At 57.1% G+C, this 25831-nt stretch carries 24 protein-coding genes; 5 read left to right on the top strand and 19 right to left on the bottom strand.

What is annotated here, in order from left to right:
* Window positions 1-256: 256 nt before the first annotated feature.
* Window positions 257-2242 (bottom strand): ferrous iron transport protein B, encoded by a 1986-nt coding sequence (gene feoB, locus HMPREF2751_RS01065; RefSeq protein ID WP_049189639.1) that lies wholly within the window; start codon window positions 2240-2242, stop codon window positions 257-259.
* A gap of 43 nt (window positions 2243-2285) precedes the next feature.
* Window positions 2286-2543: a FeoA family protein gene (locus tag HMPREF2751_RS10560; RefSeq protein ID WP_080969561.1), complete on the bottom strand. Its 258-nt coding sequence runs from the start codon at window positions 2541-2543 to the stop codon at window positions 2286-2288.
* A gap of 280 nt (window positions 2544-2823) precedes the next feature.
* Between HMPREF2751_RS10560 and HMPREF2751_RS01060 the strand changes: the two genes are divergently transcribed.
* Window positions 2824-3603, top strand: a complete 780-nt coding sequence (locus tag HMPREF2751_RS01060) for a hypothetical protein (RefSeq protein WP_049189638.1) — start codon at window positions 2824-2826, stop codon at window positions 3601-3603.
* A gap of 60 nt (window positions 3604-3663) precedes the next feature.
* Here HMPREF2751_RS01060 and dapF read toward each other — a convergent pair whose 3' ends face one another.
* The 3 genes from dapF to HMPREF2751_RS01045 all read right to left on the bottom strand — a co-directional run bounded on the left by dapF (window position 3664) and on the right by HMPREF2751_RS01045 (window position 6293).
* A complete protein-coding gene (gene dapF / locus HMPREF2751_RS01055; RefSeq protein WP_049189637.1) occupies window positions 3664-4587 on the bottom strand; it encodes a diaminopimelate epimerase in 924 nt (307 codons plus the stop codon).
* Window positions 4588-4618: 31 nt separating this feature from the next.
* Window positions 4619-5521, bottom strand: a complete 903-nt coding sequence (gene miaA, locus HMPREF2751_RS01050; protein ID WP_049189646.1) for a tRNA (adenosine(37)-N6)-dimethylallyltransferase MiaA — start codon at window positions 5519-5521, stop codon at window positions 4619-4621.
* Between the two features lie 67 nt (window positions 5522-5588).
* Window positions 5589-6293, bottom strand: coding sequence for a class III extradiol ring-cleavage dioxygenase family protein (locus HMPREF2751_RS01045; protein WP_070595182.1), 705 nt, complete (start codon window positions 6291-6293; stop codon window positions 5589-5591).
* Between the two features lie 161 nt (window positions 6294-6454).
* Between HMPREF2751_RS01045 and HMPREF2751_RS01040 the strand changes: the two genes are divergently transcribed.
* A complete protein-coding gene (locus HMPREF2751_RS01040; RefSeq protein ID WP_049189635.1) occupies window positions 6455-7819 on the top strand; it encodes a DUF349 domain-containing protein in 1365 nt (454 codons plus the stop codon).
* Window positions 7820-7983: 164 nt separating this feature from the next.
* Here HMPREF2751_RS01040 and HMPREF2751_RS01035 read toward each other — a convergent pair whose 3' ends face one another.
* The 5 genes from HMPREF2751_RS01035 to HMPREF2751_RS01015 form a co-directional block, all read right to left on the bottom strand.
* A complete protein-coding gene (locus HMPREF2751_RS01035) occupies window positions 7984-8733 on the bottom strand; it encodes an Rv2732c family membrane protein (protein ID WP_241482392.1) in 750 nt (249 codons plus the stop codon).
* Window positions 8726-10273, bottom strand: coding sequence for a tRNA (N6-isopentenyl adenosine(37)-C2)-methylthiotransferase MiaB (gene miaB, locus HMPREF2751_RS01030; RefSeq protein ID WP_070595180.1), 1548 nt, complete (start codon window positions 10271-10273; stop codon window positions 8726-8728). Before miaB ends, HMPREF2751_RS01035 begins: the two co-directional genes overlap by 8 nt.
* Window positions 10274-10379: 106 nt before the next feature.
* On the bottom strand, window positions 10380-10988 hold the full coding sequence (locus HMPREF2751_RS01025) for a regulatory protein RecX (RefSeq protein WP_070595178.1): 609 nt from the start codon (window positions 10986-10988) through the stop codon (window positions 10380-10382).
* Window positions 10989-11031: 43 nt separating this feature from the next.
* Complete coding sequence (gene recA / locus HMPREF2751_RS01020) at window positions 11032-12135, bottom strand: recombinase RecA (protein WP_049170952.1); 1104 nt, start codon at window positions 12133-12135, stop codon at window positions 11032-11034.
* Window positions 12136-12451: 316 nt separating this feature from the next.
* Window positions 12452-12685 (bottom strand): DUF3046 domain-containing protein, encoded by a 234-nt coding sequence (locus HMPREF2751_RS01015; RefSeq protein ID WP_005509697.1) that lies wholly within the window; start codon window positions 12683-12685, stop codon window positions 12452-12454.
* Between the two features lie 79 nt (window positions 12686-12764).
* On the opposite strand from HMPREF2751_RS01015, the gene HMPREF2751_RS01010 reads away from it, so the two are divergent.
* Genes HMPREF2751_RS01010 through HMPREF2751_RS01000 form a run of 3 tightly spaced genes read left to right on the top strand, consistent with a single transcriptional unit; the run spans window position 12765 to window position 14735 of the window.
* Entirely contained in the window at window positions 12765-13382 is a 618-nt protein-coding gene (locus tag HMPREF2751_RS01010) for a biotin transporter BioY (protein WP_016422610.1), read from the top strand.
* 34 nt (window positions 13383-13416) lie between these two features.
* Complete coding sequence (locus HMPREF2751_RS01005) at window positions 13417-14118, top strand: energy-coupling factor ABC transporter ATP-binding protein (RefSeq protein WP_016422609.1); 702 nt, start codon at window positions 13417-13419, stop codon at window positions 14116-14118.
* Complete coding sequence (locus tag HMPREF2751_RS01000; protein ID WP_049170855.1) at window positions 14115-14735, top strand: energy-coupling factor transporter transmembrane component T family protein; 621 nt, start codon at window positions 14115-14117, stop codon at window positions 14733-14735. The genes HMPREF2751_RS01005 and HMPREF2751_RS01000 overlap by 4 nt, the downstream gene beginning before the upstream one ends.
* Before the next feature lie 5 nt (window positions 14736-14740).
* Here HMPREF2751_RS01000 and HMPREF2751_RS00995 read toward each other — a convergent pair whose 3' ends face one another.
* The 9 genes from HMPREF2751_RS00995 to dapA all read right to left on the bottom strand — a co-directional run bounded on the left by HMPREF2751_RS00995 (window position 14741) and on the right by dapA (window position 25826).
* A complete protein-coding gene (locus HMPREF2751_RS00995; protein ID WP_005509356.1) occupies window positions 14741-15568 on the bottom strand; it encodes a PspA/IM30 family protein in 828 nt (275 codons plus the stop codon).
* A 141-nt stretch (window positions 15569-15709) separates the two neighbouring features.
* Window positions 15710-16144, bottom strand: coding sequence for a helix-turn-helix domain-containing protein (locus HMPREF2751_RS00990; RefSeq protein ID WP_070595175.1), 435 nt, complete (start codon window positions 16142-16144; stop codon window positions 15710-15712).
* 51 nt (window positions 16145-16195) lie between these two features.
* Window positions 16196-16738: a CinA family protein gene (locus HMPREF2751_RS00985; RefSeq protein WP_070595196.1), complete on the bottom strand. Its 543-nt coding sequence runs from the start codon at window positions 16736-16738 to the stop codon at window positions 16196-16198.
* 24 nt (window positions 16739-16762) lie between these two features.
* Window positions 16763-17329: a CDP-diacylglycerol--glycerol-3-phosphate 3-phosphatidyltransferase gene (gene pgsA / locus HMPREF2751_RS00980; protein WP_016422605.1), complete on the bottom strand. Its 567-nt coding sequence runs from the start codon at window positions 17327-17329 to the stop codon at window positions 16763-16765.
* Window positions 17330-17360: 31 nt separating this feature from the next.
* The gene (locus HMPREF2751_RS00975) at window positions 17361-18494 is read right to left on the bottom strand and encodes a TerC family protein (protein ID WP_016422604.1); all 1134 of its coding nucleotides are present in this window, start codon (window positions 18492-18494) and stop codon (window positions 17361-17363) included.
* 236 nt (window positions 18495-18730) lie between these two features.
* On the bottom strand, window positions 18731-22027 hold the full coding sequence (locus HMPREF2751_RS00970; protein WP_070595173.1) for a DNA translocase FtsK: 3297 nt from the start codon (window positions 22025-22027) through the stop codon (window positions 18731-18733).
* A gap of 105 nt (window positions 22028-22132) precedes the next feature.
* Complete coding sequence (locus HMPREF2751_RS00965) at window positions 22133-22750, bottom strand: TIGR03085 family metal-binding protein (protein WP_049170848.1); 618 nt, start codon at window positions 22748-22750, stop codon at window positions 22133-22135.
* A gap of 89 nt (window positions 22751-22839) precedes the next feature.
* Complete coding sequence (locus tag HMPREF2751_RS00960) at window positions 22840-24921, bottom strand: ribonuclease J (RefSeq protein ID WP_070595171.1); 2082 nt, start codon at window positions 24919-24921, stop codon at window positions 22840-22842.
* Window positions 24921-25826 (bottom strand): 4-hydroxy-tetrahydrodipicolinate synthase, encoded by a 906-nt coding sequence (gene dapA / locus HMPREF2751_RS00955; protein WP_070595169.1) that lies wholly within the window; start codon window positions 25824-25826, stop codon window positions 24921-24923. Before dapA ends, HMPREF2751_RS00960 begins: the two co-directional genes overlap by 1 nt.
* Window positions 25827-25831: the final 5 nt, after the last annotated feature.

Raw genomic sequence — 25831 nt, 5'->3', positions numbered from 1 at the left:
TGCGGTCAAGGATGAGGTCTACCGTTGCTCGCTGCAGGCCGGTGATTTCGCAAATTTTGCGTCGGGAGCTAATGCCCTGCGCGATTGCATCCTGAACGGCTTCTGAAGGCCGACGAGTAACCGTCGTATTCTTCCTGGCTCTAAAGAGTCCCACGGCGATAGCTCCTTTCCGTATCGCGATTCTTGTTGGATCTGATTTCTAGTTCGCAAGTGTGCCCTAGTAGCTTTGCCGAAGCTACTAGGAATCAACGAGGCTTTACAGGAACAGCTTTAACCCTTGGAAAACAATCACGGCCAGTGCCCATGCAACGACCAGCTGCGCTAGCAAACCGAAGCCCGTCCACTTCAAGCCGATCTCTCGACGTTGTGCCGCGAGCGTAGCCACGCACGGTGTGTAAGCCAGCAGGAAGATCATATAGGCCCAGACTGCTGCCAATCCGTGTCCATCGGATGCATTGTCAAAGTCACGTCGAATATTCTCCGCGAGCGGGCTGGAGGCCTGTTCGCTCGAATCGGAGTCGGTGACGTCCTCCACTGCATAGGTCTGTGCCCAGGTAGAAATGACGGCTTCCTTGGCCACAAAGCCCGTCACCAACGGACCTGTCAGAGACCATGTACCGAAACCTGCCGGGTTAAACACAGGAGCAATAGTTTCGCTGACTGCACCGTATGCGGAGTCCTGCGGTGCTAGATTTTCATCGGCAAAGGAGTGCCCGGAGACAACCGGAATAGACATCAGTAGCCATACGACGATGACGGTGCTGACGATGATTCCACTAGCGGTCTGCAGGAATCCCTTCAGACGCATCCACATCACAGATAGTGCCAGCCGTGCGGTCGGAAGCTGGTAGGTTGGCAGGTCAATGACCAGCGGTTCCGACGGCATGGTGCGCCACAGGGTCTTACGCAGTGCAAGGCCGGTCAGAACGATCAGCAGAATCGAGATCACGTACATAGCGAAGACGACTGTGCCCGCGTGTTCCGGAAAGAACACCGCACCCAACATGACATACACGGTCAGGCGCGCCGAGCAGGAGGTAAACGGAACCAGTAGAGCCGTCAAAATGCGGTGGCGCGGATTACTCAGCACACGTGTTGCCGAGATTGCTGGCACATTACAGCCAAAGCCGACGATGAGCGGAATAAATGCCTTACCCGGAAGACCAATTGCACGCATGACACGGTCCGCCACCACGGCTGCACGCGCCATATACCCTGAATCCTCGAGTACTGCGAGGCACAGGAACATGAGTGCCATTAGCGGAACGAAGGTCAGCACCATGCCGACACCACCGATGATGCCGTTTACAAGCAGCCCGGTGACAATCGGATGATCCCATCCCACCGCTTCTAATCCACGGGTAACCAAATCTGCGAAATTACCGGTAATAAGGGTTTCCAAACCGTCCTGCAACGGTGCTGCTACCGTCGTCGTGATTTGGAAGACTGCCCACATAACTGCCAGGAACACAATCGGTCCGAGCACCGGATGGAGGACCACGTTATCAATGCGGTCGGAGAAAGTCTGGCGATCTTCCACCCCGCCCGTAGATGCCGCAACCGCCGCATCAATCGCGGCAAAGCGTGCGTCGTCCAGGCGTTCAATCGATTCACCATCGGCCTGGCGAATCGGTGACGACACCGAACTACATCCGTCCAGAGCCGCTGCTACCGCGTCGGCCAACCGCGCCATTCCCGCTTTACGACGGGGATCCAGCGCCACCACCGGCATCCCCATAGCTGACTGCAATGCGTCCGGATTCACATCGATGCCCTTGGCCTTGGCAACATCTAGTTTGGTCAGAGCCAGAACGATGCGCTGGGGCTGTTCCGCCAATTCCGCGGCCATGTAGAGGCCACGGCCCAGTGCCGTGGCGTCGACAACGACAACGACGAGATCCGGGCGTTCTTCTTCTGGTTTCTCGATGAGCATCTCGCGAGTGAGCTCTTCGTCCGGACTCATGGCATCCAGCGAGTAGGCACCCGGGAAATCGATGACATCGTACTCAGCGGCATCGGTCTTCCACGCGCCACGGCTGACCTCCACGGTCGTACCAGGCCAATTGCCCATCTGCGCTTTCGCACCAGTCAAACTATTGAACAGTGTTGACTTACCGGAGTTCGGTGCGCCGACTACTGCGACAACAGGTGCACCATCCTTTGCTGGTGCTCCGCCGCTGCATGCGTGGCAGCTGGGCGTGGATGCGAATTTTCGCGTTGAGGAATCCGTAGGTGTTGTCATTGTTTACTTTCAGGAGGGAGGTGAGAAAAGAGATGTAGGGGACCTAACCCACGACGGACATCTTGTGCAGCGTGCTGGCATCGATGGCGTAGCGCGTTGCGCCAGCATGGACGATTCGCCCACCGCCGCTGGTACTCCGTCCCACAGTGACACTCATTCCAGGGCGAAGCCCCAGTTGCGAAAGCCTGCGGCACAGGCGCTCATCCACATGCGACGTTCCCAGAGTGACGGTTACCCCCACCGGGACGTCGGCAAGCGACTGAATGTCATCCGACTGTTTTCGAGACCGTAATCCGAGCATGAGAAACCTCGCTTATATAGATAAGAATTAAGCTAAGCAAATGGTGTTTACGGAGATGAGCTTACTCTTAGGCATGCCTAAATGGAATAAACCCGGCACACCTAAGGAAAGTTATTTATGCCACACTTAACCTTTACCTATTTAGTGTGGCAGAATTGTTAGCCCCATCCGAATAGTTGCCGCGGCGTGAAGGAATGGTTCTAGGTACCCCAGAGCACAATGCGCTCACGTGCGATTCGTTAGTTCGCAGATGAAGATATGGGAAGTATCATCGAAAAGTATGACTACTGACTTGCGAAGCATTGGCATGGACTACCCCAGCTGGCGAGACGCGATGGAAGCCGCGATTGCCAGTGACAATCTGTCGGTCATCGGCGAGGTCCGCGGTGGCCAGCTGGTCCGTTTCGAAGATTCCTCTGGTGCGCGTCTGCACATCCTGGGTGTTGAACCATTTTCTACCTACGCCGGCTTCGCGGGCAGCCCGACCGTCACTGCCCATGTATCCAGCGTGGACGATGTCTTGGCGCTCGTGGAAATCGTCGAGGATGATCCCTCCTCGGATAACTTTGACAAGGTCATCGAGGTCGCTACCTGCCTGCTGTCACAGGGGCCAATGATTGTTGATGCCGGAACTCAGACTTTTGAGCATGTCGCGCTATCAGCTCTAGCAACTGATTTCACCCTCGACGCATCCATCGAAGAGTACGAGAAGCGCACCGGGGCAACCCCGACAACATTGGACTTCGAAGGTGCTAAGGCAATTGTCGGAGATCAGGTCGGGAAGGCATCGCCTAGCGCAACCGTGAAACTGGCTGGTGTTATCAATAACTCCCGCAAGCATGTCAATGAGCTAACCGGCAAGAAGTTCTGGGTGCTCAACCTTGCTCTGCCGACTCCTATGGACGTACTTGTCCCCGGCGGCGACGAAGCTCCCCAGCCAGGCATGGTCGTTTCCGGTACTTTCTCACTGACCGGTGAGATCATTCCGCCTCAAGGTTGCGGAGGCGGCTGTGGCGATGGCGGCTGTGGTTGTGGCGACGGTGGCTGCGGCGGACACTAGTCCGCTGATTCCCCACCGCTTCCACTACCCCGCTAGTGCTCCTGCAGCAATAGCTACCAGTCACAGGGCTTCCAGCTCAATATCGCCGAGCGTGTGAATCACGCTCGGCCCGGTCAAGGTCGCCGAGAAGTCCCCATCCGCATTGCTGGCCTTGTGGACATCCACAGTCACCACACCGCCGGGCACCTTGACTGTCACAACCCCCTCAGTCCGGCCGGCATCGGCCAGCGCGGCAATAGCTGCCGCAACCGTACCGGTGCCACACGAGCGGGTCTCACCAACTCCACGTTCAATTACTCGCATGGACACCGAATCACAGGCATCCAGCGGGGTGACAATTTCCACATTGAGGCCGTTCGGGAACATGGCTTCGTCGGCACGCACTGGCTTCGCGACACTACCCGCCGCTTCCAATTCCAGCTCCGCCAGAGCGGCGGCATTTAGGCCAGGCATGACGCAGGCCAAATGCGGATTTCCCACGTCGACACCAATCCCGGCGAATTTCTGGGCATTGTTGCCCGAACCAATGAACGCAGTAGCGAGGCCGAGGACTTCCGGCTGGCCCATATCCACCCCAACGACCGCGTGCCTGCGGCTGTGCTCATCAATCGAAACAGCGCGCAGCCCTGCTCGAGTGCCCACCCGCAAAGCTCCGTCGACGACACTGTCCGGGCTGTGAATCGCGGCAATATAGTGTGCAAAGACGCGGACACCATTCCCGCACATCTCGGCAATAGAACCGTCACTATTGCGGTAGTCCATAAACCAATCGTCGGCTTTAACGCCCTCCGGCAATGCCGCCAAAACACCGGCATCGACGAGTTTCCCCGCTCGGGCAACCCGCAGGACGCCGTCAGCGCCAAGACCCCGCTGTCTATCGCACACTGCTGCGACCAGTGATTCGGTCAATTCGATGGACACCAAATCATCTGGAAAAATCAAGAAATCGTTTTGCGTACCGTGGCCTTTGGCAAATGAAACCATGCCCTTGATGCTAGCGGGAGGTCCGAATCTCTTACAGACCAAGTGCGGAAAACGCCTGTCCCGGCACGTCACCGGCAGCGTCTAGCCACATGATTCGATGATCACGGTTGAACCAGGAGCGCTGACGTCGCACATACCTGCGCGTACCAGTAATCGTGCGTTCACAAGCCGTATCCAGGTCGTAAACCCCATCGAAGTAGTCCAGCACCTGTGCATAGCCGATCGCGCGACTAGCGGTCACACCTTCGCGCAACCCTTGCGCAATCAAACTCTCAGTTTCTTCCACCAGGCCAGCGGCAAACATGCCCCGCGTACGCTGTTCTATCCGCGGATTTAGCCATTCCGCCTGCGTGCGCAACCCCAATATGCGAGTGTTCCACCGCGGTGGCTTATCAATCGACGGCTTCGACGCTGCAAAAGGTTTACCTGTCAGCTCGATGACCTCCAAAGCCCGGACAGTGCGCCGCGGGTCGTTGGTTTCAATAATTGCCGCCGCATCCGGATCAATCTCTGCCAACCGATCGTGCAACGCCGCCGGACCAATCTCGTCTTGCACTGCCTCCCACTTCGCACGTACCTCAGGGTCCGTAGGTGGGAACTGCCAGTCGTCCACCAACGCCTGTACGTACATCATCGACCCGCCGACAAGGATGGGGACTTTCCCCCGCGCGCGAATGGCCTCAACATCCGCGACCGCCTCACGCTGATATGTCGCTACACTCGCCGGCTGCGTCACGTTCAGCACATCGAGTTGGTGGTGCGGAATCCCCCGCCGCTGGTCCACCGACAGCTTCGCTGTTCCGATATCCATTCCTCGATAAAGCTGCATCGAATCAACATTGACGACCTCACCGCCAAGCTGCTCCGCAAGCACCAGCCCCAAATCCGACTTTCCCGACGCCGTCGGCCCTACCACCGCAATCGGCACCGGCAAGCTCTCACTCTCGAAAGCCGTCACTACCCAGTTCACACTCCTGCACAAAAACTAAAAACGCGAGCTCCTACTTCGCAACACACTGCCAGCTGGCCACGTGGTAACCGATGCCGTAAGGCGCCCCGTCATAGTAAGAACGCTTTACGACGGTCATTCCAGACCCCGTCCAGCTTTCAGCAGCTTTACTCAGCTGCTGCCATAACTCGGCCGCGTACGCGCCGGGAGCTGGAAACACAATATTTTCCACGTTAATGCTTGAGCAGTCCTGACCAGCAATCAGACTGCACAGCGCATCAACCTCCGCTGCACCTTCAATTACGCCGACCGGGGAATCGTCCGCAAGGCCGAATGCGCCGTCGACAAGCACAAGCAGGCGCGTGTGACCGGCAGCGATTGCCTCAGCGATAGAGTCGAAGCACGTTGCCTGAATGACGCGGCCAGTGGGTCCTTCAGAATTCCGTCGCGCGTAGTCTTCGATAAGCCAGCGTCCCAGCAGCTCAGGTAATTCGGTTCCGCCTGACACCGTGACATCAACCCCATACGGAGAAAAACTGCCGGGTGCGCTGGTCTGGTGCGGGGACTTCGCTTGCATCCTGCCAGTGATAATAGCGACCGCGCCGGGCTCCCCGGGTTCGTCATGTCTCCACAGCGTCGCGACCGTTTCACGGGCATGACGGCGCAATTCCGTGGCGGTGGGCGCAAAACCACCCAGCTCCTCGACGATGAGAAGCGCACGCGGAACGATAACAAGCCGAGGCAAACGCGAATTCACGTCCTCAACGCTACCGTGAGGGGCTAGTCGATGCCTTATTCCGGCGGTGTTACGCGCGCTGTGCCAAAATTTTTGGGATACTCGAGCACATACCGTAAGTGTTTGATGGCAGCCGTGTCGCGCGGCAGTTCTGCATGAAGATTGGAAGAGGTTTACCCACTATGACCGGTACCAGCAATTCCCCTAAGCCAGGTCCACGCCCGGGTCCACGTCCGGGACCTCGACCAGGCGCAATGCCGGCTCATCGTAAGGCCCCTGGAGCTACTCCAGCGCCTGCGGGGTCGGCCGCTGTGGCACATGCCGTCCACAATGATCCAAAGAAGTTTGGCCGCATTGATCAAGACGGCACTGTTTGGCTGGTCACCAGCGCCGGCGAGCGCAATATTGGTTCCTGGCAGGCCGGCACCGTAGAAGAGGGTTATGCCCACTACGGCAAGCGCTACGAGGATCTGGCCACCGAGGTCGAGCTACTGGAATCTCGTGTAGTCTCCCACCCGCAGGAGGCAAAGACCATTTCTCACAACGCAGTTGAACTGCGTGAGAGCCTTGCCACCGCCACGGTTCTCGGCGATATCGATGCGCTGGATAAGCGCCTTGCAGAGGTCATTGCCACCTCCCACGTCGCAGAGGAGAAAGTCGCTCACGACAAGGCAGAGCGCCGTAAGAACGCCATCGCACGTAAGGAAGAGCTCGCCGCAGAGGCCGAGGAGCTCGCAGAGAACTCCACCGAGTGGAAGGTCGCCGGCGACCGTATCCGCGAGATTCTCACGGAGTGGAAGCAGATTCGCGGCATCGACCGCAAAACTGATGATCAACTCTGGCGCCGTTACTCTCGCGCGCGTGATTCTTTCAACCGCCGCCGCGGTGCCCATTTTGCGGAACTGGACCGCAACCGTGCGGCTGCTCGCCGCGTTAAGGAGGACATCATTGAGCGAGCTGAGGCCCTGAAGACCTCCACTGATTGGGGTGGCACCGCTGCTGCCTTCCGTGACCTGATGGCTGAGTGGAAGGCCGCTGGTCGAGCCCCACGCGAGGTCGATGACAAGCTGTGGGCGCAGTTCAAGGCCGCCCAGGATGAGTTCTTTGGTGCTCGCAACGCGGTCAACGAAGCTCGAGACAAGGAGTTCGAGGAAAACGCTGCGGCCAAGGACGCACTGCTGGCTGAATACGAAGACCGCATTGATCCGTCCAAGGGCCTCGATCACGCTCGCAACGAACTGCGTCAGTTGCAGGAGAAATGGGAGGCCATCGGCTTTGTGCCGCGTGGTCGTGTGCGTGAGTATGAAAACCGCATTGGCGCACTGGAAAAGCGCGTCTCCGATGCTGCCGATTCGCAGTGGCGCCGTACCGACCCCGAAGCACAGGCTCGCGTCCAGCAGTTCGCCAACCGCGCAGCGGAGTTTGAGCAGAAGGCCGCCGAACTCGAGGCGAAGGGCAAGGCTTCTCAGGCCGCCAAGGCTCGGGAGCAGGCCGAACAGTGGCGACAGTGGGCAGAGCAGGCCGCGGAGACTCTCAAGGAGCTCTAACAGAAGCTAGTTGTGTGTCGGGGAAGCAGGTTCTCGCTCTCCGGCGTCCGCAACAGAATCCTGGCTCAGCTACGCGCTGGCAACGCGTCGATGGTTAAAAGTAAGGGGCTCTCTTCCGGAATGGAAGAGAGCCCCATACTTACTGCGCTAGTTAAAAAGTCTCACTACTCGTCGCTGACCTGTTCGTCCTTTTCGCCGGTCTGCTGAGAGACATTATCCGCGCTACTGCCCTGCTGGACACGATTGCGTCGGCGAGCGCGTTCACGGCGGTCGTCGACGACCTCAACATCCGTAGTCGTATTCGGGGTCAGGCCCGCCCGCAGGTAAACCTGCTGCGCGCGCAGTACCGGATCGGTGTCAGCGTGCTTGCGACGTTTCGTCGCGATTGCGAGCTGCTCCTTACTACGTCGGAAAGCGATGAAAGTCACGGAGATGGCCAGTAGAAAACTGCAGAAAATACCGAGCATCAGGCCGAAGGAAATACCCTCGCCGGCCAGTTCCTGTGGACGAGACTGACGCATCCAACCAGCGAAGACTGAGTAGACCATCTGAATACAGGCAAAAAACCAGGTGACGAATGCGAGAATCGTCGTCCGCGTAATCAGCGTGGCAATAGCTAGCAAGACACCTACCACCACGAGAATGGAGTAAATTCGCTCCGGTCGAGTCGTGAAGTACTGATGCGCAACATCCGTATCCAGCAACACATCAAAGCCCAAAACAACGCCCGAGTGCGGAAGGAAGAAACTCGTAATGAGGCCGATGACGGCAACCATCATCGGAATCACTGCACGGCCGAGATCCAGCTCGCCAGCGACCTTGCGCTCCTGAACCCGCAACGCCTGCGCGGATTCCACCGACTGCTCGCTAGTGGATTCCATATCACTTTCCGGCGAAGCCTTGTCACTACTCACAGCCGCATCCCTCACTTACACTCGTTTTCTCCGGGCGCCCAATCTTTGGCAAGCCCAGACCAACTCCAATCGGAGCGGTCGTCGGAGTCTGACCGACCTCTACATTATCCCCCGCCTTAGTGCGGCGGTGTGTGAGCACTCCGGAGTCGGCAATGAGGAAGTGCGGTGCGAAGTCGGTCACGCGTACTGTCACGTAATCACCTGGGCGAATCTTGCGGTCGACGACGCCTGGTTCGCTTTCCGACGGGCTGAAGTGCACCAGGCGGCCATCCCGACTCCGACCTGACATGCGATGAGTCTCCGCATTCTTACGGCCATCGGACTGGCTGACCAGCAGCTCGACTTCCCGGCCGACTAGCTTAGCGTTTTCTTCCTCGGAAATACGCTCCTGAAGCGCTAGCAGCCGACCATAGCGTTCCTTCACAACCTGTGGTGGAACCTGATCCGCCATGGTTGCCGCCGGAGTTCCCGGGCGGGGCGAGTATTGGAAGGTGAACGCCGAGCTAAAACGAGCCTTTTCCACCACGTCGAGAGTTTGCTGGAAGTCCTCTTCAGTCTCGCCTGGGAAACCGACAATGATGTCAGTGGTAATGGCCGCGTCCGGCATTTTTTCCCTAACCTTCTCCAGAATTCCCAGGAATTTCTTGGTGCGGTAGGAACGGCGCATGTCTTTCAGCACTCGGTCGGAACCGGACTGTAGTGGCATGTGTAGCTGATGAACCACATTCGGTGTCTCCGCCATAGCGTCGATGACATCATCGGTGAACTCAGCTGGGTGCGGAGACGTAAAGCGCACGCGCTCCAACCCCTCAATCTGGCCGCAGGCGCGCAACAACTTGGAAAAAGCCGAGCGGTCGCGTTCCATGTCAGGGTCGGCGAAGTTAACACCATAGGCGTTGACATTCTGTCCGAGGAGGGTGACGTCAGTAACGCCCTGCTCCACGAGTGCCTGTACCTCAGCGAGAATCTCGCCCGGACGACGATCGCGTTCCTTACCACGCAAACTGGGGACGATGCAGAAGGTGCACGTGTTATTGCAGCCTACGGAAATACTCACCCAACCTGCATAAGTGGATTCACGCTTGGCCGGCAGCACCGAGGGAAATTCTTCCAGCGCGTCCTTAATCTCGACTTCAGCCCGGTCATTATGAGCGGCGCGTTCCAACAAAGCTGGCAACGAACCCAAGTTATGCGTGCCGAAGACTACGTCCACCCATGGGGCCTTCTTTACGACGACGTCCTTATCCTTCTGGGCCAAGCAGCCACCGACGGCAATCTGCATGCCTGGGTGAGCATCCTTGACCGGTTTGAGCTGTCCCAATGTGCCATAGAGGCGATTGTCCGCATTCTCTCGAACGGCACAGGTGTTGAAAACGACCAGATCAGGATTATCGCCTTCTGCAGCCGCTACATAACCGTTTTCTTCCAGCAAGCCAGACAGTCGTTCCGAGTCATGGACGTTCATCTGACAACCGAACGTACGTACCTCATATGTGCGAGGCGAAGACTGCTGCTGAGAGTTCAAAGAAGGGGTAGTCACGGCAGTTTAGGTTAGCTGTTTATGGCCCATTTCCCCAATCAGCGACCCCTTTAAACCTGACGGGTCCGCAGCCGGCGTGCTAATCCGGCGTGCGGTGGCACCGGCGCTAATCTGTGTCCTCTTCGAGTTCCCGGTATCGCTCTTCTAACTGATCCCGAGCAATGCTCATGGACAATTCAGAGGGGAAACCGCGCCGCGCCAGCACACCGACGACTTTGCGTAAATCCTTTTGCTTGGTGTTGAAGTCAGGTGCCACTGTTTTAATAGTGGCCGCTTTCTTCGCCGCTAGCTTCCGGGCGACTTCTTCTTCCGCGTTGTGCGTAATCTGCTCCAACGCATCTGCACGAAGCGAAGCATCAATGCCCTTTTCCTGCAGCTCCCGGTTCAAAACCATCTTCGACTTGCCGCGACTGGCAAAGCGCTGCCGCACCCATTCGGATGCGAAAAGCTCGTCATTAACCAATCCACTTCGGGTCAGGTCATCAACGACTTCTTCAATCATCGAGGTTGGAAACTCCTCGACTGCCTCGAGCCTTTCTACGAGTTCCTTGCGGGAACGCATTCGCTGATCGAGCAAGCGCAGTGCCTTAGCACGAATCGGGGCCTTGGATTCCTCACGACCCGCATCGTAGAGCGAACCACCGTCAGCTTCCGCAATCTGCTGAGCAAGCTTTTCGATAGTCTCCCGCACATCGCGGCCGTTACGATCCTCCACGGTCCTCTCTTTTCGTGTGTCGCGGCACTACGCCGTGAGCTAGCTAGTCTTCCAAATCATCGAAGTCGATGTCCGGCACGACATCGACAGGGGCATCGATATCGGTCTCATCCTCGACCTCCGCGAATTCCCCGACACCGAGCTTCTTCTTAATCTTGACTTCGATTTCCTGGGCAATTTCTGGATTCTCGCGCAGGTGCATACGAGCCTTTTCCTTGCCCTGACCCAACTGATCGCCCTCGTAGGTAAACCACGAACCGGACTTCTTGACAATGCCGTTATCAACGCCCATGTCAATCAACGAGCCCTCACGCGAAATGCCCTCGCCGTAGATGATGTCAAACTCTGCCTGCTTGAACGGCGGCGACACCTTGTTCTTGACTACCTTCAAGCGCGTGCGGTTACCCACCGCATCCTGGCCGTCCTTCAACGTCTGAATTCGGCGTACGTCACAGCGAACGGAAGCGTAGAACTTCAGTGCTTTACCACCCGTGGTGGTCTCAGGAGAGCCGAACATGACGCCAATCTTTTCACGCAGCTGGTTAATGAAGATGGCAGTGGTGCCGGTGTGGGACAGCGCACCAGTCATCTTGCGCAGCGCCTGACTCATCAACCGCGCCTGCAGGCCAACGTGGGAATCGCCCATTTCACCGTCGATTTCAGCCTTCGGAGTCAACGCGGCCACCGAGTCAACCACGATGATGTCAATAGCACCGGAACGCACCAACATATCTGTAATCTCAAGTGCCTGCTCACCGGTATCTGGTTGGGATACCAGAAGGTTGTCCGTATCTACTCCAAGCTTGCGCGCATAAACCGGATCCAGCGCATGCTCCGCATCAATAAATGCGGCAATACCGCCCTGCCGCTGCGCCTCTGCAATAGCATGCAGTGCGACTGTGGTCTTACCTGAGGATTCTGGACCATAGATTTCTACGATACGACCACGCGGGAACCCGCCCAGGCCCAAGGCCACGTCGATAGCGATATTGCCGGAGGGAATAACCTGAATTGGAGGACGATTGTCGTCCCCCAGGCGCATAACTGCACCCTTACCAAAGTCCTTCTCAATGTTCGCCAGAGCTACATCGAGCGCCTTCAGGCGATCATTGCCCTGGTTCGAAGCCGTAGCCTTCTTACGAGCCATAGTTCGTTGTTCTTCCTCATTGTCATTGTCGCGGTCATTGTCGCGTACGGTATCGGGTTCTGGAGCCGTACTCAGAGAATGTGTCTCCCGATTTTCATCCAAAACAGAAACTTCGCTCACACTTAATTAGGCGCGAAACTAGCCGTTCCGGTTCCAAATTGGTCCGCGACACCTCTACTGCCGGTTACACCCGGAAGTTATACCGAATCAGACGGATTGACTTCATCAGCACTTTCGATAATATGCGAAACCCTGTTCGAATGGCAACGACACGCAAGAGCCGTCGGCAAGCATTCACCGTCGTCTACGCCGGAACCTATTCGTCAGGACCGTACCAGCGGTCTTCAGGAATATCGTGTTCCCTACACAGCGCCCACCAGATATCCCGAGGTTCGACCCCGTCCTCGAGCAGTTCCGCGGGAGTTTTTCCATATTCCATCAGTACGTGGGAATGCAACAGCCACGGGCCGTGCTGAGGCCCAAATTCGTGGTTGACGAAGTTGTGAAAATCGGCCAATCGCATGAGACCAACGTACAAGATACCTGTCACTGATACCTACCTGGGCGCCTTTTTGCATAGACGAATCCCCGGTCCCCTGCCTGAACAGTGCTCAACTCAGGGGTTTAAGATGAGAGCTGTGAATAATTCCAAGGTGTATGACCTCACTATTATCGCTGCTTTCGCAGCACTAATCATCGTGCTCGGCGGCATTGCCATTCCCGTTGGCGGCCTCGGCGTGCCAATCGTGCTACAGAACATGGGCATCGCACTGGCCGGGATGATTCTCGGATTCAAACGTGGCGGCCTCGCCACTACCCTGTTCCTGGCTGTTGGTCTCGTGGGTGTCCCAAACATGGCGGGCTGGAAACCACTTCTCGCCGCACTCCCCGGCCCTACCGTGGGTTACATTGTCGGCTATTTAATTGCCGGTTTCGCAATCGGCGCGATTGCCCAGCAAGCACCACGGGCGAAGGTTTCACGAATCAGCGTCTTCATCGGCGCAGGCCTCGTCGGAGTTCTACTACAGTACTTCTTCGGATCTGTCGGATTGACTTGGCGTATGGGACTTAGCTTCACCGACGCACTGATTACCAACGTCCCGTTTATCCCAGGCGACGTGGCAAAGGTTGTCGTAGCCGCGCTTATTGCTACTGCCGTACTGCAGGCTTTCCCTGATTTGCTTCCCGACGCTGCCAACCGTAAGCAAAGTCGTTTGGTTAAGGAAGCAGCCACCTCGGGCAATTAACCCCACAGAATTAGAAAGGGTCTCGAGTCGCACTATGCCCACCATCGCTTTTGACCGCGCGTCCGCAACCTATTCGGGACGCCAGATACTGAAGCCGACCACGCTAACTCTCACAGAGAACCGCATTGGCATTATCGGCGAAAACGGTGGCGGTAAGTCCACGCTGGTGCGACTCATTAACGGCCTGGGCCCGGTCACTGGTGGCACGGTCACGTATGAGGGCATGAATGTCGCAAAGCAGGCAAAGGCAATTCGCAAGAATGTCGGCTTCATCTTTTCTGATGCGGATAACCAAATTGTGATGCCGACAGTCGCAGAGGACATTGCCTTTTCACTACGCAAGCGAAAACTGCCAAAGGATGAGCGCAACCAGCTGGTGCAGGAAGCTCTTGAGCGATTTGGGCTCGCCAATCATGCTGACGCCTCGCCACACTTGCTCTCGGGTGGACAAAAACAGCTACTGGCGCTGGCGGCAGTGTTAATTCTTAATCCCACGACCATTATTGCCGATGAGCCCACTACGCTCCTCGACTTGCGCAATCGTCTCCACATTCGGAGTATTTTCGCCCAGCTTGAGCAGCAAATTATCGTGGTCACTCATGATCTGGATTTTCTTATGGACTTCGACCGGGTTATCCGCGTAAGCGCAGGAGAAATCGTCGACGACGGTGCGCCGAAGGAAGTTATTGACCGATACGTCAGCGATATGACTCGTGCGGAAGAAGGCCGCTCATGATTCATCCAGCCGATGTCCCGTTAGGGCTTTACCTAAACCATAAGTCGCCTGTGCACAGGCTCCCGACGGCCCCCAAACTCATCATTGTCATCGCATTTTTATTGCTCACCGGGATTCTCGTGGATACCTGGCTAGGCGGGGCGATTGCCCTGGCAATTGTCACCCTCGCTTATGCGGTGGCCAAGGTGCCACCAATGGTTGCTTTCCGACAGCTCCGTGGAGCCGTAGTCATTTTGGCGCTGCTTTCGCTTCTCCTGTGGTGGCGCGCCGGGGGTGAGCAAGCGCTGACGACCTTCCTCGCGCTTCTCGCCGCAATCGCAGCGGCAATATTGCTAACGCTGACGACCCGCGTCAGCGACATCATGGATACTTTGACCACTGCGATGCAGCCGTTCGCCCGTTTCGGCCTACCAGTCGACACCATCGCGCTCGCACTATCGCTGACGCTGCGTATGATTCCGCTTCAGGTTATGGCCGCTGCCGAGGTACTGGAGGCTCGAAAAGCACGAGGGGCTGCCGGCTCAATCATTGCCTTCGGCGTACCTGTGGTCATCCGAACCATTAATCGCTCGAAGGCAATGGGTGATTCGCTAATCGCACGTGGTGAAGGTGAGTAGGAGAATTAATTGCCCTCACGCAGCTGGCGCATGCGCTCAGCAACAGCAGGGTCAACGTTGGAGGCAGCGCTTCCCTCGATGGACTTCTGAGCCTCGCCACCAGAGAGCTCGTTGCCACCGTTCATTTCTGCGCGGATTTGCTCCAGGCGAGAGTGCCCAGCAAGCTGAACGCCTGCGGCCTCTACCTCAGCCATACGCCCCTGAACCGAGTTCTGAGCTAGCTCGGCCTGACCAAGAGCGTTAGCGTAACGACGCTCAATCTTGTCACGAACCTGATCCAGATTAGGTGTAGCCCCCGAAGAAATCTGATTCATCGACTGCAGGGACTCAGAGACTTTCTCCTGCATCTTTGCTTGCTCCAGCTGGCTGAGGAGCTTTGCGCGCTCCGCGACCTTCTGCTGCAGCTGCATGGAATTACGCTCGACGGCCTTCTTAGCCTGAGCCGCCTGCTGCAGCGACTGATCGTGCAGAGCCTTCAAATCTTCTACCGACTGCTCAGCAGTAACCAACTGAGCTGCGAAAGCCTCAGCTGCGTTCTCATACTCCGTAGCCTTGGCAGTATCCCCCTCAGCACGAGCCTTGTCAGCGAGCTGCAATGCCTGACGAGTGTTCCCCTGCAGCTTCTCAATCTCAGCGAGCTGACGGTTAAGGCGCATTTCCAGCTGGCGCTGATTACCAATCACCGCCGCTGCCTGCTGCGATAGTTCCTGGTGCTGCCGCTGGGCATCCTCGATAGCCTGCTGAATCTGCACCTTCGGATCAGCGTTTTCCTCAATCTTGGAATCAAAAGCGGCCATCAAGTAATTCCACAGCTTTACAAATGGATTAGCCATAGCGTCCCATACACCTTTCTTATTGCAACTACCTCAAAGCAGGTCTGTGCTTATCGCGCACCCAATCTTAACTAAAGCCGAGCGTCTTCGGGTGCTAAGTACCGGAGCAATGGAATGAAATTCCATCGCCGCAACCAATTTCTACATCGCTGCCAATTCTGGGCTCGCCGAATGCAGGGCCATCGCTGTGGCTGCTTCCATCATCAAATCCGACACCGTCACACCAAGCGCCGCGCATACCGACGCCAGCAGCTCAGATGAGACTTCTTTCCGTCCACGCTCAAGCTCAGACAAATAACCAGGGCTAATAGCCGCATTTTCAGAAAGCTCACGCAGCGTCTGTCCACTGCGCGAACGGATATCACGCAGCGTCTCCCCCAGTGCCTCTCGCAGGAGTGGCTCACGGGATTCTCCCCGTTCCGCCAAATCCTGTGCCGTTAACTTTGCAACCGATCCAGGCTGCTCCCCTACAGCCACCCGCGCCGACGGTGCTGTGGCATCCATGGAAACTTCGAAAGCGGCAGCGCTATCTACCTCTGGGTAGCGAATGGTCATAAGTGCAGTATTGTTGGTCATCACTTTCTCTAACGCTTTAGAAGGCCGACCTGTTCCCAATTTTCAAAAATTCTACTCACCGTCGAGATTCTGCAACAACAGTTCTAACGCCAATACCACTGCTTGACGACGAATCTCCGCGCGCGAACCCTCTTTATTCACCGGCAACCTAACAGCGGTTACCCCATCAAGGTACGAAACTCCTGGCGGTTTCAGACCACACCAGACTTCACCTACTGGGTGCCCATCCTGCATCGTTGGACCAGCAACGCCAGTTAGCGAAATCCCCCAGTCCGCCACTGTCTTATTCGCCACTCCAAGTGCCATATACCGGGCCGTCAACTCGGACACGGGGCCATATGCGGCCAAAACATCCTTTGGCACGTCGGCAAGCAACGCCTTCGTGTCAGTGGCGTAAGTGACCACGCCACCGCGGAGAACGGCGGAGGCTCCCGGTACGGAGGCAACTGTAGCGCAGAGAAGACCTGCGGTAAGTGATTCTGCGGCTGCAAAAGTCTCGCCACGAGCCGTAAGCGTTTGGACGAGTTGAAGCGAAACGCCATCGACACCGTCAGCGTTTTCGTCGCTCTGGGCGAGGCGTTCGACTGTGTTCACAGCTTTACCCTCCACTTAATTTCTCTACGAGACCTTTCGCGCATCCACAATGTACTGGATACCAGTACCGACGGTGACGACAATGGCGGCAACCATCACAATCCAGGACGGCCAGAACAACCAGTCCACTGGCATCAGGAAGAGCCCCACTGCTACAGACTGCAGGACCGTCTTTATCTTGCCGCCCCGAGAAGCCGGAACAACACGCCCCTGACGCAGGGCGAACATACGCCAGATGGTGATGCCACCTTCGCGAATCACGATGATGACAGTCACCCACCACGGCAGAATGTCGATGATGTTCATACCAATCAGCGCAGCCAGCATTAGAGCCTTATCGGCAATCGGATCGGCAATCTTGCCAAAGTCGGTAATGAGGTTACGGCTACGTGCGAGGTGCCCGTCCAACTTGTCAGTCGCCATCAGAAGCGCGAATACGACAAACGACCACCAGCGCCAATTGGTGGCTTCGCCGCCCTCCTGAAGAAGTACCCACAGGAACACCGGTACTCCGAGGATGCGAAGCACGGTCAGGAAATTGGGCAAGTTCCAGTTGGAAACACGGCTTGTATCAGCACTTGGAGCAGTCACAGTTGTTACCTTATCTCACAATCGTGTTCGATTAACGCCCAGGCTCGTTCTTACCGGTGTGTGAACCGTTAGTTTCGCTTCCGGCCGACGTTGACCCCTCACTGACAGAAGTAGAGGAGGCGTGAGAGCCGAGGCCATCGCGGCTTCCATCATCATCGTGGTGAACACGCGGAAGGGCAATCGCACCCATGTTTTCATCACGCTTGCTCTTGAGCCACGATGCCAGGACAGTCACCACCAGAACGATGACGATGACCGCCAGCGACGCCCAGGTCGATACTTCAGGCACCGACACGTTCTCACCGCTGTTGATAAACGGCAGGTTGTTTTCATGCAGTGCGTGCAACAGCAACTTCACACCAATAAAGGCCAGGATGACACCCAGGCCATAAGCCAGGTACACCAAGCGATCCAGCAGACCGTCGAGCAGGAAGTACATCTGTCGCAACCCCATGAGAGCAAGGGCATTTGCAGTAAAGACGATATATGCCTCATCCGTCAGGCCGTAGATAGCCGGGATAGAGTCAAACGCAAACATCACATCGATAAAACCGATGGACACCAGCGCGATGGCAAGTGGAGTCAAGTAACGCTTGCCGTTTTCCTTAACGGTCAGCTTGTCCTTGTTGTAATGGTCCGAAATTGGGACGATTCGACGCAGCCATTGAATCAGCTTCATATCCGACGGATCGGGTTCCGGCTTATCGACGGCTTCGTCGTACACCGTCTTGATAGCCGTGTAAATCAGGAAGATTGCAAACAGGTAGAAAACGTCAGACCACTTGGCAATAACTGCCGCACCAGCCCAAATGAACAGGCCTCTGAATACCAGCGCCATCGCAATACCGAACAGCAAAACCTTTTGTTGGTACTGGCGCGGAATCTTGAATGCGCCGATGATGAGTGCAAAGACAAATAGATTGTCTACGCTGAGCGCCTTTTCGGTGATATAGCCCGATAGAAACTCAATGCCTCGGTGGTGATCCCATAACAACCACACCATTCCGCCGAAAATTAATGCCAAGACTACGTAGAAAGCGGTCCAGATGCCGGCTTCCTTCATAGTTGGGTTATGCGGCGTGCGAACGTGTGCATAGAAGTCAAAGGCGATAAAACCCATGACGACCACAATGGTGATAATCCATACCAATGCGGGGACATGCATATTAAAAAAAGACCTCCGGTCGTGCGAACATGAACCGGAGGTCTCTCCTGCTTCTGCCATAGTGGCAAAAGTGACGGCACCGGGATTCGATGTGCGCAAGACGAGTCTGTGCGTCCAATCCGTGCTGACGATAACCGTCACGGGCTAGCGGAAAACATCCACTTTTACCGGGGATACTCCCCTCCACGTGTGCCGACTATACACGCAATCAGAAACGGCGGTAAGGCTGGGTCGTCCTACGCCATAGACTGATTCGGATCAGCGTCGACTACGTTTACTTCTTCCTTAGGAGCATCCTCCGGGTTTGCGCCCTTGATCATCCACTTAATGGTTTCGAGCTCCTCTGGTTTGACCAGCACCTCACGTGCCTTAGATCCCTCTGACGGTCCAACCACTCCGCGAGTTTCCATCAGATCCATCAGTCGACCGGCCTTGGCGAAACCGACTCGCATCTTGCGCTGCAACATCGAGGTCGATCCGTGCTGTGCGGTGACCACCAGCTCGACTGCCTGAAGCAAATCTTCCAGGTCATCTCCGATATCGGGGTCAATGTTGCGCTCAGCCTCAGCACTCTTATCCTCCGTGACACCCTCGGTGTAATCCGGCTCGGCCTGCGCCTTAGCTGCATCGACTACTGCCTGAATCTCTTCGTCTGTGACGAAGGCCCCCTGAAGACGTCGCGGCTTGCCTGCACCCTGTGGGATGAACAGGCCATCGCCCATACCAATGAGCTTTTCAGCACCGCCCTGGTCAAGAATGACGCGGGAGTCCGTGAGCGACGAGGTAGCGAATGCCAGTCTCGATGGCACGTTCGTCTTAATCAAGCCGGTGACCACATCCACAGACGGACGCTGCGTAGCCAGCACCAAGTGGATACCGGCAGCACGGGCCTTTTGCGTGATGCGCACAATCGCATCTTCGATATCGCGGGGTGCGGTCATCATCAGGTCTGCCAACTCGTCAACGACACAGACAATGTACGGGTACGGACGGTACTCGCGCTCCGAGCCAAGTGGGGTCGTAATCTCACCGGACTTGACCTTACGGTTGAAGTCCTTGATGTGACGGACGCGGGCGGCCTTCATGTCCATGTAGCGCTGTTCCATCTCTTCAACCAGCCACTGCAGAGCCGCCGCGGCCTTCTTCGGCTGAGTGATGATTGGCGTAATCAGGTGAGGAATCCCCTCATATGGAGTCAGCTCGACCATCTTCGGGTCCACCAGAATCAGGCGGACATCCTCCGGGGTCGCACGAGTCAGCAGCGAAACCAACATCGAATTTACGAACGCGGACTTACCCGAACCGGTCGAACCGGCAACGAGAAGGTGCGGCATTTTCTGGATGGAGTGCGAGATAAACTCGCCCTCAATATCCTTACCGAGACCGATCAGCATCGGGTCATCGTTCGCAACGGTCTTGGGCGCGTTGAGTACGTCGGCAAGCCGAACCATCTCACGGTCGTTGTTCGGCACCTCGATACCAACGGCCGACTTTCCCGGAATCGGAGTCAGTAAGCGGACATTGTCGGTCGCTACCGCGTAGGCAATGTTGGACTGCAGGTTCGTGATCTTCGAGACCTTCACGCCCGGGCCAAGCTCGACCTCGTAGCGAGTCACCGTCGGACCGCGAGAGAAACCAGTCACCGCAGCATCGACCTTGAATTCTGCGAATACTTCAGTAATCGCCTCAATCATGCGGTCGTTCGTCGCCGTACGTGTCTTGGGACGCTCACCTGGAATCAACAAATTAGTCGATGGCAGGTGGTAGTCAGATTCCGGCGTGCGTGCCGACGAACCGGAAGTACCCTCGGCATCCTTTTCCAATTCAGACTTCGGAGTTGTGGCCGGAATCTTAGAGGCATCGATACCAGAACGAGCGGCAATGGCATCCATTGTGCGGCGGGTAGCCTCAGACACTGCATCCCGCGAATCATCGACAGACGACTCGCCCTGCGGCGCGCTCGCCGGCTCTACGGCCTCAGGTTGAACAGCGGGCTGTTTCGGAGCTCGGGAATCGGAAACACAATTCCGTTCGCTGTTATTAGCTGCAGCAGCCTCCTGCGTCGGGTACTCGGAGTACTCGTCATAATCCTCGTCGACAGCGTGGTAGTTCGTGCCCCCGACAGCTGGAATAGTCGATTCTGTCTCAGCGGTGTCGCGATGTACTGCATCCGACTGAGCTTCCTCCACGTACTCAGCTGCCGGAAACGCCGGCTCCACTGGGGAAACTCGATTGGAGTGCGGTGCCCCATTCCGGACATCGAACACTGTGGTCTTTGCCGAATCGTAGTCGACATCCTCAACCTGACGGGCACGTCGCGGAGCCTGTCGGTTCCTCTGCGGCTCTTCGTCCAAAAGATCGTAGAGGTTACCGTCAGTATCCGGTTCGTCGTAAGGCACGGGTTCGGGTGCGGATATACGGCTATCCGCGCCACGGCGGGACGCTCGGTAAGCAGGGCGACCGGTCGAACGAGACGAGGAATGTTGCGTGCGGCTGCTGTGGCTTGGGCGACGCTCAATTAGCTGCGTCGGCTGGTCAAAGTCCTCATCGGCATATGCGGTATCGGAATCCCAGCTCGCACGACGTTCCAGCATGTCATCGACATTGCCGTAGGGATCGTCCGATTCCGGCTCGTCGCCGGCACGACGCGAAGACCACTCGGAAAAGTTGAAGTATTCCTTAGTGGCATCGATAAGCTGGCGCACCGTCGCGCCAGAGAGCACCAGAGCGCCGTAAAAAACGATACCCAGCAACAAAACCACGGCGACCCACGAGGTAAACCCGGCTGCTAGCGGCGAACCGATATAACCACCAATTGCGCCACCAGCTGCACGTCGCCCCTGCCAGTCCGCAGGACGACCCGAGCCGATATGCACAATTGCGAGCAGCCCCACCACGATCAGCGAAGCTCCAGTGATGGTAGGTGTCAGACGTTCACGGCGCGGCATAGCATCCAGCATCATTAATACGGAAACAACACCGAGCAGCACCGGAAGTACAAAAGCGCCGATACCAATGAGCGTGCGCACTGCCGTTTCAATGAACTCCCCCACTGGCCCTGCCAGGTGGAACCATGTCGAGCCAGCGAGCACAATCGCCAACGCCAGCACGAGTAGTGCGAGGCCATCCTTCGATCCCGGTTCGCCACCCTCATCGAAGTCTGCGTCGAACTCGTCAGCTGGCACGGAGGCCGGTGCCGGCGGTTCAATTACATCGTCATAGCCGCTAGCTGCTTTACGACGCTTCCTACGGGGCTTCGTCGAAAAATCGGCGTCTCTTTCGCGCCGCGACATATTCTCCTCTTCGTTTCGCTTATTTTTGCGACCGCTGACCCGCCGGGCAAGACCGGCCACGCCGCGGGCAGTTTCAGTCCAGGCGCTGGCCAAGCTATTGGCCACGAACGACATGGCGCTAGGAGTGCGCTCGAATTCCTCCGTGGCGCTGTGCACGGGGTATCGCCGCGTGGCATCTGTCTCCGCAGAGCGGGAAGATCCACGACGATTGTCAGTTCTGGTTCGGCTGGTCGCAGACATGACCATTACCTTACAGCTAACACCGGATCGTTTTCACATTAGTCACACGCGTGTCATTGTTTAACAGGCGTGCTGTCGCGACCGTCCAGAACTGAGAACGTGATTTTAAAGACTGTTGCGCTTGATGCCCGATTCGTCACCGTCGATGGTGACGCGTACCTCGTCACGGCCATAGAGCCACAGCACCAGTTCCCCGACGCTTCCGCGGACAGTCACAACTGGAGCACCTTTAGCACTGTTGTCGATTAGGGTCACCGCAACTCCGTCGTCACGCATTAGCACCACGGTCGAGGTCGAACCGCGCAACATCATACGGCCGGCAGTAGTGACCAGACGCCACAGGTCCGACACTCCGGAGGGCGGCAGCTGACGAACGGTCCAGCCTTCCTGGGCACGACGGACATCCTCGTGATGGACGAAGTTCTCCGCAGCGTTGACGTAGCGGTCTGCCCAGTTCATTGGATTCCATCGCGGAGCACCACTACCCCACTTCCCCACCACTTCGACGTAGGGCATTCGATTGACCTCAGCGGTAACAGCATCGAGGCGGTCCGAAAGCGCCTTGACGAACATCCCGCCCGCGGCATCCAGACGGTTTTCACGAATGTACAGGTGGTTGGCAAGATCCCGGGTCGTCCACCCCTCGCACAAGGTCGGGGCGTCGGGGCCGACGCTGAGCAGTAGATTAGCTAGGTCTTCACGTTCCCGTTCAGCAAAAGTCATAGCTCCAGCCTAGACCAGGCACGGAGAAGCCCGCATCCACACGGTTGTAGGTGGATGCGGGCTCTTACGCTAAAAGACGCTCTAGAAATTTAGATACTTTCGCGCGACTCCTGGATTTCCTCATCGGTAACCTCTTCGGCTGCCTCAGAGGACATCGGCACGATTGTCGGAACAACCATCGGGCTGCGACGCCACTTCTGGTTAATGACACGCTCGGTGCGGCGACGAACTTCCTGAGCCATACGGTACGGGTTGTTCTCGCCACTGCCAGCCAGGTCAAAGAGAGTATCGTCAACGACCTGCTCGACGGTTTCGAGCACTTCCTTGGCGTCGTCCGAGTAACCGCGAGCCTGAGCCCGTGGCTTCTCCAACGGGCGGCCAGTGCGGTTATCAATGACGGCTGTGACGGTGATAACACCACCTTCACGCATTTCAGCACGGTCTGCCAGCACGTCAGCGTCGACGTCACCCATGGTGACGCCATCGACGTAGAGGTTACCGACCGGAACCTGGCCAACTACACGAGCGCGGCCATCAACGAGGTCGACTACCACACCGTTCTGAGCCAGGACAACGTTCTCTGGCTTCACGCCAGTGGACACAGCCAGCTCCTTGTTGGCACGGAGGTGGCGCCACTCACCGTGAATCGGCATGACGTTCGACGGACGAGCTGCGTTGTAGAGGAACAGCAGCTCGCCGGCAAAGCCGTGACCGGAGGTGTGAACCTTCGCATCCTTACCGGTGATAACCGTGGCACCAATTTGGGCCAGCATGTTGATAACGCCGAAGACTGCCTCTTCGTTACCGGGTACCAGCGAAGAACTGAGGATAATCAGGTCGCCATCACGGACGGTGATCTGACGGTGCTCACGGCGGGCCATGCGAGACAGCGCAGCCATTGGCTCACCCTGCGTACCGGTAGTCACCAGCACGACCTTGTGGGGCGCCATGCGAGCGGCCTCGTTCATTTCCACAATGGTATTTTCCGGAGCGGTCAGCAGCCCCAATTCCTGCGCGATGCGCATGTTGCGAATCATAGAGCGACCGTTGAAGGCAACCTTGCGGCCAGCCTTAACAGCTGCGTCGATGACCGCCTGCACGCGGTAAACATTCGATGCGAAGGCCGCGACGATAACGCGCTGCTTGGCATCCATAATCAGACGGCGCAGAGTTGGAGCCAGCTCCGCCTCGGATCCCGAGAAGCCCGGAATCGTAGCGTTGGTGGACTCACACAAGAAGAGGTCGATTCCCTCATCACCGTAGCGGCTCAGCGCCGGCAGGTCAGTCGGCTTTCCGTCCGGCGGGGTCTGATCCATCTTCACGTCACCGGTGTGGACGACCATGCCGGCTCCGGTCTTAATGACGATGCCAAGGCACTCCGGAATCGAGTGGTTGACATTGAAGAAACGCAGATCGAACGGGCCACGCTGAATGTGGCTGGTGTCGTTGACCTCGATGACCTTCGGGCGCTGACGGTGTTCCTGTGTCTTGGCCTGAATCAGTGCCAGGGTAAAGCGAGAAGCAATAATCGGGATGTCCGCGCGCTGCTTGAGCAACCAAGGGATAGCACCGATGTGGTCCTCGTGACCGTGGGTGACCACGAGAGCTTCCACGCGATCCCACTTGTCTTCCATGTAGGAGAAGTCAGGCAGGATCAGGTCAACACCCGGCTCATCCGAGCTCGGGAACAGCACGCCGCAGTCGACGATGATCAGGCGGTTCTTGTACTCCAACACGGTCATATTGCGACCGATTTCGGAAATACCGCCCAGTGCAACCACGCGCAGGCCGTCCTTGGGGGCCTTCGGCGGTGCAGGAAGACGCTGGGTCAAGTCCGCACCCTGCATCGACTGGACTACGTTACGACGGTTGCCACCGCGTCCGCCACGGCCACCCCTCGAACTATTTCCGCGATTACCTCCACGGCCACCGCGACCACCGCGGGAACCGCGGTTGGAAGAATTCGAGGAACCTTGGGACTTCTTAGCGTTACCGGAGTTCTTACGCTCACCGGAACGCTGCGAGGACTTCGAGCCGTTGGATTTAGCTCCACCCTTGTCGGAACCCTTGGATGCAGAGTTATTGGACTGCTCTGCTGCAGCCACGTCGGACTCGGAAGGCGGACCAGCCTTACGAGTTACCTTGCGGGCGCGATTGCGTCCTTCAGCCACTACAGAACACCTGCCTTCCGCATAGCTTCTTCAAGCACCTCAAGCTGCTGGTCATTTGCTGCAATTTGCGGCAAGCGTGGATCTCCTATCTCAATGCCCTGCAGACGCAGAGCGGATTTAGCAAAACTTACACCGCCAAGTGCAGCCTGAGCGGCAAACAGCGGAGTCATCTTCGCGTGGGCAGCCTGCGCACCAGCAAGGTCTCCCTTGTCAAAGCAAGAGCGCACCTCAGCCAGCAGCTGCGGGGCTGCATGTCCAATAACGGAAATAAACCCGGTGGCGCCAATAGACAGCCACGGAAGGTTCAGCACATCGTCACCGGAGTACCACGCCAAATCAGTATTAGCGATAATGCCGGCGGCAGCTCCCAAATCCCCCTTGGCGTCCTTAACAGCCTGGATTCTCGGGTGCTCCGCCAACCGGTAAATGGTATCAACTTCAATCGGAATAACCGAACGCGGTGGAATGTCATACAGACACACCGGCGCCTCGGTTGCGTCAGCCACTGCCGTAAAGTGACGGTACAGCCCCTCCTGGGACGGCTTGGAGTAATACGGCGTGACGACGAGCAGCGCATCCGCGCCCGCCTCCACAGAAGCCTTTGCCAGCTCGATGGACCCGGCCGTGTCATTGGTGCCGGCACCGGCCACGAGCTTAACCTCGTCACCCATCTCTGCACGGACAGCTCGGAGAAGCTCAAGCTTTTCCTCAACGGTCGTAGTAGGCGACTCGCCAGTAGTACCGGCCAGAATGAGTGCATCGCAGCCGCCGTCTACAAGGTGCCCAGCGAGCTGCACACCTGCCTTGACATCGAGGCTTCCGTCCTTATCAAAAGGGGTCACCATAGCTACGGCGACAGTGCCGAAAATGTCAGCACCGCGAGTTGACGCAATTCCTGTGCTCATTGTTG

The sequence above is a fragment of the Corynebacterium sp. HMSC063G05 genome (assembly GCF_001810555.1).
Taxonomy (GTDB): domain Bacteria; phylum Actinomycetota; class Actinomycetes; order Mycobacteriales; family Mycobacteriaceae; genus Corynebacterium; species Corynebacterium jeikeium_D.
Note: the sequence above shows the minus strand (reverse complement) of the source record. Positions and strands in the feature narration are given on the sequence as shown.

Bases quoted from the DNA above. Each gene is read 5' to 3' on its own strand.
- feoB (WP_049189639.1), bottom strand. From the start codon at position 2,242: ATGACAACACCTACGGATTCCTCAACGCGAAAATTCGCATCCACGCCC.
- HMPREF2751_RS10560 (WP_080969561.1), bottom strand. From the start codon at position 2,543: ATGCTCGGATTACGGTCTCGAAAACAGTCGGATGACATTCAGTCGCTT.
- HMPREF2751_RS01060 (WP_049189638.1), top strand. From the start codon at position 2,824: ATGACTACTGACTTGCGAAGCATTGGCATGGACTACCCCAGCTGGCGA.
- dapF (WP_049189637.1), bottom strand. From the start codon at position 4,587: ATGGTTTCATTTGCCAAAGGCCACGGTACGCAAAACGATTTCTTGATT.
- HMPREF2751_RS01040 (WP_049189635.1), top strand. From the start codon at position 6,455: ATGACCGGTACCAGCAATTCCCCTAAGCCAGGTCCACGCCCGGGTCCA.
- recA (WP_049170952.1), bottom strand. From the start codon at position 12,135: ATGGCTCGTAAGAAGGCTACGGCTTCGAACCAGGGCAATGATCGCCTG.
- HMPREF2751_RS01010 (WP_016422610.1), top strand. From the start codon at position 12,765: ATGAGAGCTGTGAATAATTCCAAGGTGTATGACCTCACTATTATCGCT.
- HMPREF2751_RS01005 (WP_016422609.1), top strand. From the start codon at position 13,417: ATGCCCACCATCGCTTTTGACCGCGCGTCCGCAACCTATTCGGGACGC.
- HMPREF2751_RS01000 (WP_049170855.1), top strand. From the start codon at position 14,115: ATGATTCATCCAGCCGATGTCCCGTTAGGGCTTTACCTAAACCATAAG.
- HMPREF2751_RS00995 (WP_005509356.1), bottom strand. From the start codon at position 15,568: ATGGCTAATCCATTTGTAAAGCTGTGGAATTACTTGATGGCCGCTTTT.
- HMPREF2751_RS00990 (WP_070595175.1), bottom strand. From the start codon at position 16,144: ATGACCAACAATACTGCACTTATGACCATTCGCTACCCAGAGGTAGAT.
- HMPREF2751_RS00975 (WP_016422604.1), bottom strand. From the start codon at position 18,494: ATGCATGTCCCCGCATTGGTATGGATTATCACCATTGTGGTCGTCATG.
- HMPREF2751_RS00970 (WP_070595173.1), bottom strand. From the start codon at position 22,027: ATGTCTGCGACCAGCCGAACCAGAACTGACAATCGTCGTGGATCTTCC.
- HMPREF2751_RS00965 (WP_049170848.1), bottom strand. From the start codon at position 22,750: ATGACTTTTGCTGAACGGGAACGTGAAGACCTAGCTAATCTACTGCTC.
- dapA (WP_070595169.1), bottom strand. From the start codon at position 25,826: ATGAGCACAGGAATTGCGTCAACTCGCGGTGCTGACATTTTCGGCACT.